This window comes from Streptomyces sp. NPDC048258, assembly GCF_043201995.1.
In the GTDB taxonomy this organism is placed as follows: Bacteria; Actinomycetota; Actinomycetes; order Streptomycetales; family Streptomycetaceae; genus Streptomyces.
In genome coordinates this window covers 235,443-249,016 of the sequence record NZ_JBICZH010000008.1, presented here as the reverse complement: position 1 = coordinate 249,016, position 13,574 = coordinate 235,443, and the positions used below count along the sequence as shown (strand labels likewise).

General features: G+C 72.2%; 15 protein-coding genes. 8 read left to right on the top strand and 7 right to left on the bottom strand.

Features of this window, described 5'->3' with window-relative positions:
- Positions 1-208 precede the first annotated feature (208 nt).
- Positions 209-2,020 carry a galactose oxidase-like domain-containing protein gene (locus ACGFYQ_RS20450; RefSeq protein ID WP_393745753.1) on the top strand — a complete coding sequence of 604 codons (1,812 nt, stop codon included), beginning with the start codon at positions 209-211 and terminating at the stop codon, positions 2,018-2,020.
- Positions 2,021-2,024: 4 nt separating this feature from the next.
- Here the strand turns inward: ACGFYQ_RS20450 and ACGFYQ_RS20445 are convergent, their stop codons facing one another.
- Positions 2,025-2,534: a MarR family winged helix-turn-helix transcriptional regulator gene (locus tag ACGFYQ_RS20445; RefSeq protein ID WP_393745750.1), complete on the bottom strand. Its 510-nt coding sequence runs from the start codon at positions 2,532-2,534 to the stop codon at positions 2,025-2,027.
- A gap of 19 nt (positions 2,535-2,553) precedes the next feature.
- On the opposite strand from ACGFYQ_RS20445, the gene ACGFYQ_RS20440 reads away from it, so the two are divergent.
- Positions 2,554-3,474 (top strand): EamA family transporter, encoded by a 921-nt coding sequence (locus ACGFYQ_RS20440; protein WP_393745748.1) that lies wholly within the window; start codon positions 2,554-2,556, stop codon positions 3,472-3,474.
- On the opposite strand, the gene ACGFYQ_RS20435 is transcribed toward ACGFYQ_RS20440, so the two are convergent.
- The 3 genes from ACGFYQ_RS20435 to ACGFYQ_RS20425 are packed head-to-tail and all read right to left on the bottom strand — an operon-like array spanning position 3,422 to position 4,893.
- Entirely contained in the window at positions 3,422-4,009 is a 588-nt protein-coding gene (locus tag ACGFYQ_RS20435; protein WP_393745746.1) for a HutD family protein, read from the bottom strand. The genes ACGFYQ_RS20440 and ACGFYQ_RS20435 overlap by 53 nt on opposite strands.
- A gap of 8 nt (positions 4,010-4,017) precedes the next feature.
- Positions 4,018-4,389 (bottom strand): DUF4180 domain-containing protein, encoded by a 372-nt coding sequence (locus ACGFYQ_RS20430; RefSeq protein ID WP_393745744.1) that lies wholly within the window; start codon positions 4,387-4,389, stop codon positions 4,018-4,020.
- 60 nt (positions 4,390-4,449) lie between these two features.
- Entirely contained in the window at positions 4,450-4,893 is a 444-nt protein-coding gene (locus tag ACGFYQ_RS20425) for a MarR family winged helix-turn-helix transcriptional regulator (RefSeq protein ID WP_393745742.1), read from the bottom strand.
- A 145-nt stretch (positions 4,894-5,038) separates the two neighbouring features.
- Here ACGFYQ_RS20425 and ACGFYQ_RS20420 point away from each other — a divergent pair, with 145 nt between their 5' ends.
- Both ACGFYQ_RS20420 and ACGFYQ_RS20415 read left to right on the top strand, forming a co-directional pair.
- Positions 5,039-6,583, top strand: coding sequence for an MFS transporter (locus ACGFYQ_RS20420; protein ID WP_393745740.1), 1,545 nt, complete (start codon positions 5,039-5,041; stop codon positions 6,581-6,583).
- Between the two features lie 51 nt (positions 6,584-6,634).
- Complete coding sequence (locus ACGFYQ_RS20415) at positions 6,635-7,144, top strand: DinB family protein (RefSeq protein WP_393745738.1); 510 nt, start codon at positions 6,635-6,637, stop codon at positions 7,142-7,144.
- Positions 7,145-7,267: 123 nt separating this feature from the next.
- On the opposite strand, the gene ACGFYQ_RS20410 is transcribed toward ACGFYQ_RS20415, so the two are convergent.
- Positions 7,268-7,741: a hypothetical protein gene (locus ACGFYQ_RS20410; RefSeq protein ID WP_393745736.1), complete on the bottom strand. Its 474-nt coding sequence runs from the start codon at positions 7,739-7,741 to the stop codon at positions 7,268-7,270.
- A gap of 160 nt (positions 7,742-7,901) precedes the next feature.
- A complete protein-coding gene (locus tag ACGFYQ_RS20405; RefSeq protein WP_393745734.1) occupies positions 7,902-8,564 on the bottom strand; it encodes an NADPH-dependent F420 reductase in 663 nt (220 codons plus the stop codon).
- A gap of 267 nt (positions 8,565-8,831) precedes the next feature.
- Between ACGFYQ_RS20405 and ACGFYQ_RS20400 the strand changes: the two genes are divergently transcribed.
- Complete coding sequence (locus tag ACGFYQ_RS20400) at positions 8,832-9,305, top strand: hypothetical protein (protein WP_393745732.1); 474 nt, start codon at positions 8,832-8,834, stop codon at positions 9,303-9,305.
- A gap of 62 nt (positions 9,306-9,367) precedes the next feature.
- Here ACGFYQ_RS20400 and ACGFYQ_RS20395 read toward each other — a convergent pair whose 3' ends face one another.
- Positions 9,368-10,729, bottom strand: a complete 1,362-nt coding sequence (locus ACGFYQ_RS20395) for an FAD-dependent oxidoreductase (RefSeq protein ID WP_393745730.1) — start codon at positions 10,727-10,729, stop codon at positions 9,368-9,370.
- A 181-nt stretch (positions 10,730-10,910) separates the two neighbouring features.
- Here ACGFYQ_RS20395 and ACGFYQ_RS20390 point away from each other — a divergent pair, with 181 nt between their 5' ends.
- The 3 genes from ACGFYQ_RS20390 (at position 10,911) to ACGFYQ_RS20380 (ending at position 13,544) form a co-directional block, all read left to right on the top strand.
- On the top strand, positions 10,911-12,731 hold the full coding sequence (locus tag ACGFYQ_RS20390) for an Imm49 family immunity protein (RefSeq protein ID WP_393745728.1): 1,821 nt from the start codon (positions 10,911-10,913) through the stop codon (positions 12,729-12,731).
- 35 nt (positions 12,732-12,766) lie between these two features.
- A complete protein-coding gene (locus ACGFYQ_RS20385) occupies positions 12,767-12,958 on the top strand; it encodes a DUF5302 domain-containing protein (RefSeq protein ID WP_150521078.1) in 192 nt (63 codons plus the stop codon).
- A gap of 172 nt (positions 12,959-13,130) precedes the next feature.
- Positions 13,131-13,544 (top strand): rodlin, encoded by a 414-nt coding sequence (locus ACGFYQ_RS20380; protein ID WP_393745725.1) that lies wholly within the window; start codon positions 13,131-13,133, stop codon positions 13,542-13,544.
- Positions 13,545-13,574: the final 30 nt, after the last annotated feature.

Here is a 13,574-nt window from a genome sequence, read left to right as displayed (position 1 = left end):
GCGGTGAATCCGGTACGGAGCGACTTGATCACGTGGTCATGGATAGCCCTCCACGGGCGCCCCGGGCGGCCGACGGGTACGCGGGCTCACCTCTATGGGCGCAGCGGTTCACCGCAGAAACGATTATTCGTGACATAACGGACGTCCAAATGGCTCCATGCCGAGTCACACCGGTGCGATTGATCCCTTTTCTCCTAATATCGGCGCAATGAGGAGTCCCCTGTCCCGCGCCCATCGGTCCGCCGCCGTGTCGGCATGGGTCATCGCCGTCACCGCGGCCCTCACGGCGGTGTCGCCCGCCCCGGCGCCGGGGCCCGAGCCGAGGCCGGACGAGGCCGCCGTGATCGGCGAGGACCACGCCCGGGCGCACGCGCGGCTGCGCGAGGCGGCCAAGGGCACGCAGGGCTACCCGCAGTCGAAGCGCACGGCGAGCCTGGTCACGCTCCAGGAGTCCCAGCGCGAGACCAACGCGGGCTTCGCGGCAGCGGAGTTCGGCCGGTTCACGGAGTTCTTCCCCTCGCCGGACTTCGGTGTCCACGTGGCCCAGCTGCCGACGGGCAAGGTGCTGCTCTTCTCCTTCGAGCGCGTGGAGGCCGATCCCACCAAGGAGACCGGGCCCACGAACACGGTCGGCCGGACGAACGCGGGCCGCGCCTACCTCTGGGACCCGGCCCGGGGGACCGGGGCGCAGGCCTTCAAGAAGGTGGCGCCGCCCATCGTCCTGATGCCCGACGGCACCTACACCCCGCGCCCGGCACCCTTCTTCTGCGCGGGACACGCCTTCCTGCCCAACGGGATGGTCGGCGTCTTCGGCGGCAACGTCGGCGGCAAGGGCGGCAGCGGCGCCAAGCTGTCCTTCGTGTTCGACCCGTGGACCGAGACCTGGTTCCGCAACCGGGACATGTCCGTGGGCCGTTGGTACCCGTCGGTCGTCACCGGGGCGGACGGCCGCCAGATCATCATGTCCGGCCAGTCCGAGCGCGGTACGGGCACACCCACCCCGGTCGTGGAGCGCTTCCCCGCACTGCGCCATCCCGTGCCGTGGCGCCCGTACGACATCCCGCTGGACCTCGCCCCGCAGCGGCTGCGGTCGGACGCCCCGTTCCGCAACGACTATCCGCACCTCTTTTCGCTGCGGGACGGAATGATCTACGGGCTGGGCCGCGACGCCGACCAGCAGTGGCTGTTCGACCCGGTCAAGGAGGTGCGCACGGACCTGCCGCGGCGGCCCGCGGATTTCCGCGGGTACGGCTCGGCAGTGCCGCTCCCGGCCGGTTTCCGGGGCCCGGACTCGGTCCTGGTGCTGGGCGGCGACCCGCGCGACCCGCATACGTACCGGCTCTCCGGCGGCCGCTGGAGCACCGAGGAGCCGCGGGCCTTCGGCCGCACCCAGGACGACACCCTGATCCTGCCGGACGGCACGCTGCTGACCGTCAACGGAGCGCTCGACACCCGGGACTACGGCAACGGGCCCTTCAACCCGAAGGCCGATCTGAAGTTCCGGCAGATCGAGCTGCGCGACGCGCGCGGCCGCTGGCGGCTCGGTCCGGCCCAGCGGCTGCCCCGGGGCTACCACTCCAACGCCCTGGTCATGCCGGACGGCCGGATGATGGTCACGGGGGACGAGCTCCAGCAGATCGCCAACGACCCCGACATCACGGACGGGATGGACGGCAGCATCGAGCTCTACGAGCCCGCCTACCTGCACCGCGGGCCCCGGCCGGCCCTGGACCGGGTACCGGCGGGCGAGCTCGCCCACGACCAGGCCTTCGAGGTCGTGAGCTCCACGCCGAAGGATGTCGCGCGCGCCGTGCTGCTGGCGCCGACGACCGTCACCCATTCGGTGAACACCAGCCAGCGCCACCTGGAGCTCCGGCTCACCGGCGTCCGCGGCACCACGGTGGGGCTCCGGACGCCGCCGACCGCGGCCGACGCGCCGCCCGGGTACTACATGCTGTTCCTGCTCGACGCGAAGGGCGTCCCCAGCACCGCGAAGTGGGTGAAGCTGGGGGTCCGCTGAGCGCTCACGCCGCGGGCGGCGGTGGTTCCACCCTCGCCAGCCAGGTGGTGAGGAGCGCCTCCAGCTGCGCGGCCTCCTCGGGCGTCAGGCCGTCCAGGAGGCTCCGCTCGTTGCGCATGTGTTCGGTGAAGGCCTGGTCGATCAGGTCCCGGCCGGCCGGGGTGAGGGCGACCACGCGGCCCCGGCCGTCGGCGGCCGACCGCCGGCGGGTGACCAGGCCGGCCCGTTCCAGCCGGTCGATCCGCTTGGTCATCGCGCCGGTCGTCACCATCGTGTGCACGGCGAGTTCGCCGGGCGCCCGTTCGAAGGGCGCTCCCGCGCGCCGCAGCGCGGCCAGGACGTCGAAGTCCCCCTCCCCGAGGCCGTACCGGCCGTAGACGAGGCAGAGGCGTTCGGTCAGGAGCAGGCCGAGGCGGTGCAGGCGGCCGATCACCCCCTGGGGGCTGACGTCGACGTCGGGCCGTTCGCGCGCCCACTCGGCCTGGATGCGGGCGACATGGTCCATAGCTTCCATGGAAGATATAATACCTTCCATGGAAGCCAATCTGCGGTGGTCACTCGTCACGGCCATCGCGCCGGTGGCGTGGGGCACGAACTACTTCGTCACGCGCGAGTTCCTGCCCGCCGGCCATCCCCTGTACGGAGCGGCGATCAGGGCGCTGCCCGCGGGCCTGCTGCTCCTGGCCGTGTGCCGGAAGCTGCCGAGCGGGTCCTGGTGGTGGAAGTCCCTGCTGCTGGGCGTCCTCACCACGGGCGGCTTCTTCGCGCTGGTGTACCTCGCCGCGCAGCGGCTGCCGACGAGCGTGGCCTCGACGGTCATGGCGACGGCCCCGCTGGTGATGATGCTGATCGCCTGGGCGCTCATCGCCGAGCGGCCGGGGCCGCGGCATCTGGCGGGCGCGGCCGTCGGCGCGGCCGGGGTGTGTCTGATGCTGCTCACGGCGAGCGTGTCGCTCGACGCCCTCGGCGTGTTCGCGTCGGTCGCCGCCATGGCGATGTCCTCGCTCGGCTACGTCCTCGCCAAGCGGTGGAGCGGCGAGGTCGAGGTCCTCGCCTCGACCTCCTGGCAGCTGCTGGGCGGCGGCCTGGTGCTGCTGCCGTTCGCCGCGGCCGTGGAGGGGGCGCCGCCCGCGCTCGACGGGGCCGCCCTGCTGGGATTCGGCTACGTCACCGTGGTGGCGACGGCGCTGGCCTTCGCCGCCTGGTTCGCCGGTCTGCGGCGCCTGCCCGCCGGTACGGTCGGCCTGCTCGGCCTGCTCAACCCGGTGACGGGCGTGCTGCTGGGCACGGCGATCGCGGGCGAGACGCTCAGCCTCCAGCAGCTCTGCGGGCTCGCGCTGGCCCTGACGGGCATCCTCCTCGGCCGCCCCGGCGCCGCCCGGGGACGGGGCGGGGACCGGCCTACCGGAAGCGCACCACGGCCGCGCGCCCGGAGGTCCGTACGAGGCCGGTGAAGGGGCCCGGCGCGAGGACCGCGTCGTACGGGTCCAGCACGACGGCCCGGCCGTCCGCGTCGAGCGCCGCCGCTCCCTCCAGGGCCACCACCAGCAGGGTCTCGTCCGGCGGGGCGGCGAGGGTGAGCCGGCCGCGTACGACGGCGGTCTCCACCACAGCGGCGCCCCTGCGGTACATCACGTTGAAGTTCACGACGGGGCCGTCGAGGAGCCGGCAGTCGGTCGGCTCGTCCCCGGCGAAGTCCTGCGGCGCGTAGCGCTCGTCCACGAGGCGGCGCACGCCCCCGACGGTGAGGTCCATGCCCGCGCCCTCGGCCAGGGTGAGGGTGCGGTCGATCCCGGGGAAGGCCGAGAAGGGGCCGTCGGAGCCGACCTCGGCGAGGCTCGCCCGCCAGACGAAGTCGTCCATACCCGAGCCCTCGGGCCGGACCGCGATCTCGCGGGTGACTCCCCCGCCGTTCTTCCACACGGTGGCGGTACGGTCGGCCGCCCGCAGGACCCGGACTCCGGCGCCGCCGCTCGTACGACCGTCCACGCCGCCGCTCATACCGCCGACCCGGCCAGTCGCTCCCGCAGTTCCGCCAGGTCGGCGAGGAACCAGGTCTGGCGCCCGCGATTGCACTCGCGGACGAAGTCCCGCAGCGCCGGGCTGGCCGCCGTATGCGGGGTGATGTCACCGAGGACGACGACGCCCATCCGGTACTGGACGAACTTCTGGATGATCTCGCCGGCGACGCGGGTGCTCAGCCGGAAGAACGTCTCGTCGAACCGCGCGACGGGGATCACGACCCACTGAGCACCCTGGTAGCCGGCATCGCCGATGCAGTCCAGGGCTTCGCGTTCACTCGCGATGGTCCCGCCCTCGGCCTCGTACATCAGGACGGGCACGTCATTGATCGTCTGCAGGGAGCTCATGAAGGTCGAGGCTAGTTCCGGGCGCGCACGCCGTCGACGCGATTTCGGCCCGAGCGTCCCTCAGGCGTCCTTCTCCATCGTGGGACGCAGGCGCTCCAGGAGGGCGTAGAGCGTCGTGCTCTCGGCCTCGTCGAGGGTGTCCAGCGCGCTGTGCGTCGCCTGCATCTCCTCCCGTACCCGGCGGATGATCTCCCGGCCGGCGTCGGTGGCCACCACGTTCTTGACGCGGCGGTCGGTGGGGGCCGGCTCGCGGCGCACCAGCTCGCGGGCCTCCAGGCGGTCGACGATGCCCGTCACGTTCGACGCGTCGCACACCAGCAGCGTGGCGAGTCCGCGCATCGGCACGGGGCCGTCGAGCTGGGCGAGCACCCGGGCCTGGGTGGAGGTGAGGCCGTAGCGGGCGGCTGCGGCCGCGAAATCGCGCCACTGGGCGGTGCCGATCGCGGCGAGCAGTTCCAGGAGCTGGAGCTTGGTGGGGGCGGTGTAGGCGGCGGTGTCGCTCATACCTGGAGCGTACTCAGGATCGTTGACATTATCAATTGTTTACTTGACCACCTGAACTATTGACGTCTACCGTCGACCGAGTTACTTGATGACATCAAACATCTGCGCCCTGAAGCTCTGACGCCCGAAGAAGGTCCTGCCAGCCATGAGCACCCACTCCCCCGCCGCCGCCCCGGCCGCCGGGCGACGGAACGAGACGGTCATCGTCTTCGCCCTGAGCCTCGCCGCCATGGTCGTGTCGATGATGCAGACCCTGCCGGTCCCGATCCTCGGCCTCATCCGCAACGACCTCGGCACTTCCACAGCCAACGTGAGCTGGGTGACCACCGCGACCCTGCTGTCGGCGGCCGTCTTCACCCCGCTCCTCGGCCGCTTCGGCGACCAGCACGGCAAGAAGCCGACCCTGGTGGCCGTGCTCGGCGTCATGGTCGTCGGCTCCGTCATCGCCGCGCTGGCCACCTCGCTCCCGCTGCTGATCCTGGGCCGGGTGCTCCAGGGAGCCGCCACCGCGATCTTCCCGCTGGCCCTCTCCGTCCTGCGCGAGGAGGTCCGGCCGCAGAAGCTGCCGGGCGCCATGGCACTGGTCAGCGGCACGCTCGCGTTCGGCAGCGGCCTGGCGCTCGTCGCCACCGGGCTGCTCACCTCCGGGTCCGGCGCCGACTACCGCAATGCCTTCTGGATGGCGACCGGCTTCGCGGCCCTCGCCCTGCTCGCTGTCGTCGTCCTGGTCCCCGCGACCCGCCACAAGACGGGCGGGCGCACCGACTTCCTCGGCGCGCTGACCCTCGGCATCGCGCTGCTGCTGCTCCTGCTGCCGATCTCCCAGGGCCACGAGTGGGGCTGGGCCTCCGCCCGTACGCTGGGCAGCTTCGCCGGCGCCGCCGTCATGACCGCCGTCTGGGTGCTCGTCGAGCGCAAGGTCCGCGAGCCCCTCGTCGACATGCGGATGTTCGTCCACCGCCCGGTGCTGATGGCCAACCTGGCCGGCATCCTCGTCGGGTTCGGCATGTTCGCGAACTTCCTGGGGGTCTCGTACCTCGTCCAGATGCCGAAGGCCCTCACCGGCTACGGCTTCGACGCGTCGATCCTGCGCGCCTCCGTGCAGTTCCTGCTGCCCGGGGCGATCGTCTCGCTGCTCGCCTCGCCCGTCGGCGGCCAGCTGGTCCGCCACCGCGGTCCGCGCGTGGCGCTGGGCCTGGCCGCCGCGCTCGGCGCCGTCGGCTTCGCCTGGCTCGCCCTGGACCATCAGCACAGCGCCTCGGTGATCGGCGCCGGCCTGGTCGTCGGTGCGGCCGTCAGCTTCGGCTACGCGGCCATGCCCGCCGTGATCATGGCCAGCGTGCCGCACCACCAGAGCGGCATCGCCAACGGCATCAACTCGATCTCCCGCTCCACCGGCAGCGCGATCGGCAGCGCCATCGTGACCACCATCCTGGCGTCCAAGACCATCGAGCACCTGCCGGCGGGCGTCCCCGCGCTGCCCGCCGAGTCCGGGTTCACCCTCACCTTCGGGATCGGCGCCGCGGCGTTCGCCCTGGTCGCGGTGATCAGCCGGTTCGGCCTGCGGGGCGGGCACGGGACCGTGACCGCTGCCGCCGCACCGGCCGCTGCCGCGGCCCCGGCCGGTCCGGAGGAGCCGGCCGGTTCGGAGGAGCCGGCGGTGGTGGAGAAGGCCGACGCCGCCCGCTGACCCGCGTGTCGCTCGCGGCGGGCGGGCCAGGGCGCCCCGCATGGTGAGTGCATGAAGGCTACGGACGTCATCGCCGACGGATTCGGACGGATCCGGGAGATCGTGCACGAGGTCGTCGAAGGGCTCCCCGCGGAGCGGCTCAACGCCCGCGTCGACCCGGCGGCCAACTCGATCACCTGGCTCGTCTGGCACCTCACCCGGATCCAGGACGACCACGTGGCGGATGCCGCGGATCTCGAACAGGTCTGGCGGGCACAGGACTGGGCGGCCCGGTTCGCCCTGTCCCTGCCCGCCGGGTCGACCGGATACGGCCACACCGCCCGACAGGCCGGCTCGGTGCGGGTCGACTCCGGCGAGCTGCTGCTGGGGTACCACGACGCGGTCCACGAGCAGACCCTGCGGTTCGTCCGGCAGCTCGCCGCCACGGACCTGGACCGGGTGGTGGACGAGCGCTGGGACCCGCCGGTCACCCTGGGGGTGCGCCTGGTCAGTGTGCTGAGCGACGACCTCCAGCACGCGGGCCAGGCCGCCTTCGTACGGGGGCTGGTGGAACGGGGCTAGAACAGGGGGTTCGTGCAGGACAGCCGCCGCCTCAGCTCCTCCAGGTAGCCGCGGGCTTCGGGGATGTCGGGGTGGGCGGGGCCCCCGACGCGTTCCAGCGCCGCGATGAGGCGTTCGTGCCCGTCAGGAGGTCCCGTCCGTACCGTTCTGCTCGTCGGGCGGCGGCAACTGCCCGTCGGCGGCCTGGTGGTAGTGGAGGTTGCCGCCCTGCACGGCGAACAGGGTGGAGTGGTCCCGGGCGGTGTTCGACTGCACCCATACCTGGCGTTCGGCCGGCAGTCCGCTCCGCACCCGCTCGACCAGCTCGCGCAACTCTGCCTCGGAGTCGGGGTGTTCTTCCAGCAGCAGGAGCAGCCTGCGGCGCCACACGGGCCGGAGTTCCTCCCGGATCTCGTCCGCGCCGCCCGGTTCGGCGCGCACGACGAGCACGGCGTCGTCGTCGAGCTGCGCCCCGATCGCGTCGCCGCGTGCCTCGCCGCCCCGGCCGAAGAGCCGGACGGCCCCGCTGCGGGCCCCCTGCCACATGTCGGTGGCCATGGCCCCGATCAGCGCGGTGGCACCCGCCCCGGCGAGCGCCGTCACAGACTCGGCCAGCATCCGTCCTCCTGAGTTCGACTCCGGGGGTCCCCCGGCCCGCGGTGGTCCCCGGAACTCCCCATGCCCGGAGCCAGGTTAACCGCATGCGGACCGTCGGGGGCCGGCCGTGCGGGCCGCGGGAGCGGCGCCGCAGGCCGGGTTCCCGGCGGGCGCGCGTCCGTCAGCCGCGGAAGGCCGCCTTGCGTTCCGGGGAGGCTTCGGCAAGGGCCTTGGTGACGCCTTCGACGCCTTCCCGGAGCCCGTAGACGGGCGTGTCGGGCTGCTGGCGCCAGGAGTCGTCGAGACCGCCGGCGTCGACGGTGTCGAAGCCGAGCTCCTCGATGAGGGCGCGGACGGCCTTCTTCCCCGCCTCGTCGTCGCCCGCGACGGGCAGCGCGATCCGGTCCGGGGCGCCCGCCGGGCGGTGCCGGTCGAGGATGTCCTGGGCGTAGGTGCCGTTGAAGGCCTTGATCACGGGGTGGCCGAGCGCGCGCTCGGTCCAGCGGCTCTCGGTGAGGCCCTCGTCCTCGACGCCGGCGATCCGGCCGTCGCGCTGCTGGGGGTAGTAGTTGCCGGTGTCGATGACGGTGAAGCCGTCGGCGGCTCCGTCGAAGAGGCCGGAGGGCAGGTCCGGCACGTTCTTGAAGGGGATGGTGACCACGACGATCTCGGCGCCGCGCGCCGCTTCGGCGACGGTGACGGGGGTGGCGCCGGTCTCCTCGGCGAGGGCGGTCAGGGTTCCGGGTCCGCGCGAGTTCGCCACGGACACGTCGTGTCCGAGGGCCGTGAGGCGGCGGGTGAGGTTGCCGCCGATGTTGCCCGCGCCGATGATGCCGATCTTCATGAGCTCTCCATTGCGTACGGGATCAGGTCTCGCGCTGGTGGGAACTCCCGCGATCGGCGCGGCATTCCGCCGGGTGTCCCTGGTCCCCCGGACGAACGACGTGATCGGGCCGCCGTACGAGGGCGGGGAGGTGCCCGACGGCGCCTCTGGCCTGCCCGTCACACCCGTCGGCGTGACTTTTCGGCCATTCCTCGCATTCCGAGAACCGGGCGGGGCCGCGACGGCGTCGGTCGGTGCAGCCACTCAGCACGGGGAAAGGCTCAGCCGATGTCCAAGCCCACAGCCAAGCGAACCGCCTCCCTCGCCCTCGCGGCCGCCGCCGTACTCACCCTCGCCTTCGTCACCGGCGCCTCCGCGGACGGATCCACGCCGCAGCAGGCCCCGGCGGCCGCGGCTCCGTCCGTCTCGGGCAGCCCCGAGGCCGCCTTCACCCGGATCGCCGACTTCTACGGCTCCTACATCGACGCGGTGTACGACGGAGACGGCCGGACCGCGGACCGGCTGCGCGGCTTCTACCTCTCCGAGCCGCTCCAGGCGGAGCTGAGGCAGTGGGAGGAGACGAACCACGCGGACGGCGTGCTCCGCGCGCAGAACGTGCCGATCGAGTGGAGGGTCACCTCCACCGGAAGCGGGGTGGGCAGGACCAGCGCCACGGTCACGCTGACGTGGGGCAGCGACACGACGGAGGTCTACGTCCAGGCCGATCTGGCCACCCGGAAGATCGTGTCCGTCCGGGACTGACCCGCGTACGCGAGGGGGCCGGGGCCGGGACCCGTCCCGGCCCCGGCCCCCTCGTCCGGCCTCTAGGCTCCGCTGGCCTCCAGCATGTCGTCGCGCTCGACGATCTTCACGCGCTCGCGGCCCTGGGGCTCGCCGAGCGCCTTCTCGGCCGCGTCCAGCCGGTGCCAGCCCTCCCACGTCGTGTAACGCACGCCGCGCTCGCCGAGGAAGTCCTCGACGGCCTCCGGCGCGGGCGCGGCGGGGGCGTGCAGACGGCCGTCCGCGTGGTCGGCCAGCAGGTTCGCGACGGTCTCGTTCGCGTCGCCCTTGGTGTGGCCGATCAGGCCGACCGGGCCGCGCCGGATCCAGCCGGTCACGTACGTCGACTGCAGGTGGCCGCCGGCCTCGATCACGCGGCCGCCCTCGTCAGGGACCGTTCCCGACTCGACGTCCCAGGGGAGCTTGGGCAGTTCGTCGGAGAGGTAGCCGACGGCACGGTACACGGACTGGACGTCCCAGTCGGTGAACCGGCCCGTGCCCTTGACGTTGCCGGTGCCGTCGAGCTCGGTGCGCTCGGTACGCAGGCCGACCACCGTGCCGTCCTCGCCGAGCACCTCGGTGGGCGACTCGAAGAAGTGCAGGAACAGCTTGTGCGGCCGGTCGCCGATGTCCCGGATCGCCCAGTTCTCCAGGGTCTTGGCGACCATGTCGGCCTGCTTGTTGGAGCGGCGGGTGGCGATCGAGCCCTCGTCGTAGTCGATGTCCTCGGGGTTGACGATGACCTCGATGGTGGGCGAGTGGTCCAGCTCCCGCAGTTCCATGGGGCTGAACTTGGCCTGGGCCGGGCCGCGGCGCCCGAAGACGTGGACTTCGAGGGCCTTGTTGGCCTTGAGGCCGTCGTAGACGTTCGGCGGGATCTCGGTCGGCAGCAGCTCGTCGGCCGTCTTGGCCAGGATGCGCGCGACGTCGAGGGCGACGTTGCCGACGCCGAGCACGGCGACCTTCTCCGCCTCCAGCGGCCAGGTGCGCGGGACGTCCGGGTGGCCGTCGTACCAGGAGACGAAGTCGGCGGCGCCGTAGGAGCCGTCGAGGTCGACGCCCGGGATCGCGAGGGCGCGGTCCGCCGTGGCGCCGGTGGAGAAGATCACGGCGTCGTAGAAGGAGTGCAGTTCGTCGAGGCTGATGTCACCCGGGTAGTCGACGTTGCCGAAGAGGCGGACCTGCGGCTTGTCGAGCACCTGGTGAAGGGCCGTGATGATGCCCTTGATCCGCGGGTGGTCGGGGGCCACGCCGTACCGGATCAGGCCGAACGGCGCGGGCATCTTCTCGAAGAGGTCTATGGACACACCGGGATCGGCGGCGGCCTCGGACTTCAGCAGCGCGTCGGCGGCATAGATCCCGGCGGGGCCGGCACCGACGATTGCTACCCGCAGAGGGCGAGGCATGGCAGGGGTTCCCTTCGAGCGACAGCAAGGTGGATCACAGGTGGATCAAAGGGAACCCTAAACTAAGGCAATCCTTACCCGGCACCCGGCATCGCCTTATGACCCCATCATCACAACTTATGACCTCCCCAAGCGATCCTTGGGTACGGAAGGGCCGCGCACCAGCCCTCCTATGCTTCCCTTGAAGATCGAACAGGGTTACAAGCGGGAGGCAACGGTGCGAATCGAGCGCCACGAGGTGGGGGCCGCGGCACTGGACGCGGCGGTCGAGGGGTTCGCCGAACGCATCGAGGGCGAGGTGCACCGGATGAGCAACCACGATGTACCCGAGTACGGCTGGTGGCTCGTGTCCGAGTCCTTCCTGGACTACGTGGCCGCCCGGTCGGTGCGCGATCCCGGACTCCTCGGCGGGAAGGACTGCCGTCTCGCCTTCCAGTCGGCGGCCACGGCCGCGATCGGCTCGACGGCCCTGTGGGCGGGGCTGAAGGACCGGGCGCGCGTCATCGTCGAGTACACGGGCAGCGGGATGATCTACGAGGACGACGCCGAGGTCCCGGCGGACGCCGCCGCACCCCCGCGCCATTGGCTGAACGCCTTCTACCTCAACTGGATCAGCGGCGCCCAGGAGGACAGGCTGCTCGTCGACGCGGCCCCGACGCTCCGCGGCCACACCGACCGGGCCGACATCGGGCTGGTCCACGCCCTCATGGCGCTCGCCTTCGGCCACATCGAAGGCCAGGACCCGGCCGCGGCGGCCCGCGGCACCTCGGACGCCGAACGGCTGGCGCTGATCGACTCGGTGGTCGACGGGGTCGGCCCCGGCACCGACCTGCCGGGCCACCGGGCGGCCCTGACCGCCCTGCGGGCCCTGGCCGCGGGCGACCGCCCGGGCTACCACCGCGCGCTGACGGCGCTGCTGGAGCACCACCACGCCCAGCACTCCGGCGAGGACGACCCCGCGCCGCGCACCCTGCTGCCGCTCGACGCCATCACCCTCGCATCGCTGGGGCGCTGGGGCGGCGGCGAGTGGCGGCCGAACGAGATCGACTCGGACTACCTCCCGGAGGCACTGGTCCGCTGCTTCGACACCGGCGAGCCGCGGGTGCTCACCTACGGGCGGAAGAAGCGCGCCGACGCCGTGGAGGCGCTGGCCGCGGGGCCGATCGTGGTCGACCGGCCGCCGCATCCGGCGGCCGAGCAGGCCGACCTGGCCCAGTACGACGAGTACGCGCGGCAGCAGCCGGCCGAATTCCGCGAGGCGGGGACGGACGCGGACAAGGCCACCGGACTGCTGCTCGGGCTGACCGGCCGGCAACTGCGGCGCTTCCGTCTGCGGGCGGCCGTCGATCCGCAGGGACGCGACGAGCGGCAACAGGAAGCGCTGCTGAGCGCCGCCGAGGCGGGGGCCGCCGCCCTGCGCCTGATGAGGGCCGAGGCGGGAACCGAGGTCGACATCACCGTCGGGGGCACCACGCACCGGCTGACCGCGACCGGCGGCCGCTCCGCCGGCCCGCACCCGTACACCTGGCTGGACCTGGTGGCCCTCGCGCTCATCACGGGGCAGCGGGAGCTGCTCGCCGCCTGCGTCCTGACCGACCCGGAGATCCTCGCCCGGAGCGCCACCGCGGGGGCCGCGTACGGGCAGGCGCTCCAGGACTACCTGCGCGGGGCCGACCCCGAGCCGGCCCTGGAGCGCGCGGTGCGGGTGATCGCCCCGCTGCGCGACACCACCTTCGTCGTTCCGCCGGTCGTCCTGCTGTCACAGCTCGTCGAGGGCGACCGGGAGGGCTTCGCCCTGGCGCTGGCCGACGCCCTGGAGGCGCACCGCGAGCACTACGAGGTCGGCGACCTCGGCAAGGAGGCCGAGGCCGCCCTCAGCCTGGACATCCTGGCGCTGGTCTGCCATGCCCGGCGCATGGGCTGGCCCGTGCCGGTGGTCTCCCCGTACCTGCCCGAGCAGCTCATCAAACGGAACTCGCTGGTCAGCGGGCACGCCAGCTGACAGACTGAAACGGCTTGATCACCCCAGGAGGACACATGGCAGACGAGACAGACACCCCGCAGGACGAATCACCGGCCGACGAGGCCAAGCGCAAGTTCCGGGAGGCGCTGGAGCGCAACGCCGCGAATGCCCAGTCCCAGCAGGCGCATCAGAGTCGCGCGAAGGTCCAGGGTTCCAGCAGCGGTCCCGGCGGCAAGAACAAGAAGGTCCGCCGCAAGACCGGCTGACCCTCGGACACGAGGAGCTCAGTCTCGCCGTCACGGACGGCGGGACCGGGCCGCTTCGTGACGTTGGGCCACTCGGGTGAGTGGGGATAACCAGGAGCGCCGACAGCAGTTGATCAGCTCGCCCGCCGAGGGCGGCTATCTCATGCGACAGTGCGACAGAAGGATCCCCCACATGTTCAAGAAGTTCATGGCCACCGCCGCGGTCACCGCCTCCGTGCTGGGCGCGGGCGCCGCAGTAGCCACCCCGGCGATGGCCATCGGCAACGACAACGGCGTCAACACCGTCAACGGCAACGGCGCCGCGCAGATCTACGGCAACCAGGAGACCCACGGCAAGATGAGCCCGCAGCTCAGCGCCGTCCAGGGCTCCCTGAACAAGCTCTGCATCGGCCTGCCGGCCAAGGTCAACGCCCAGTCCCTGTTCGCGTTGATCGCCAACATCGGCGTCCAGGACATCAACGTGGCGTCCAACCCGCAGAACCAGCAGTGCGCCGAGAACTCCACGCAGGCCAAGGGCGACGAGACGGCCTCGCACATCCTCAGCAACATCCCGATCCTCTCCGGCAACCTCTCCGCCGGCAGCTGATCGCTGATCCGCTGATCGAGCGCCGGCGTG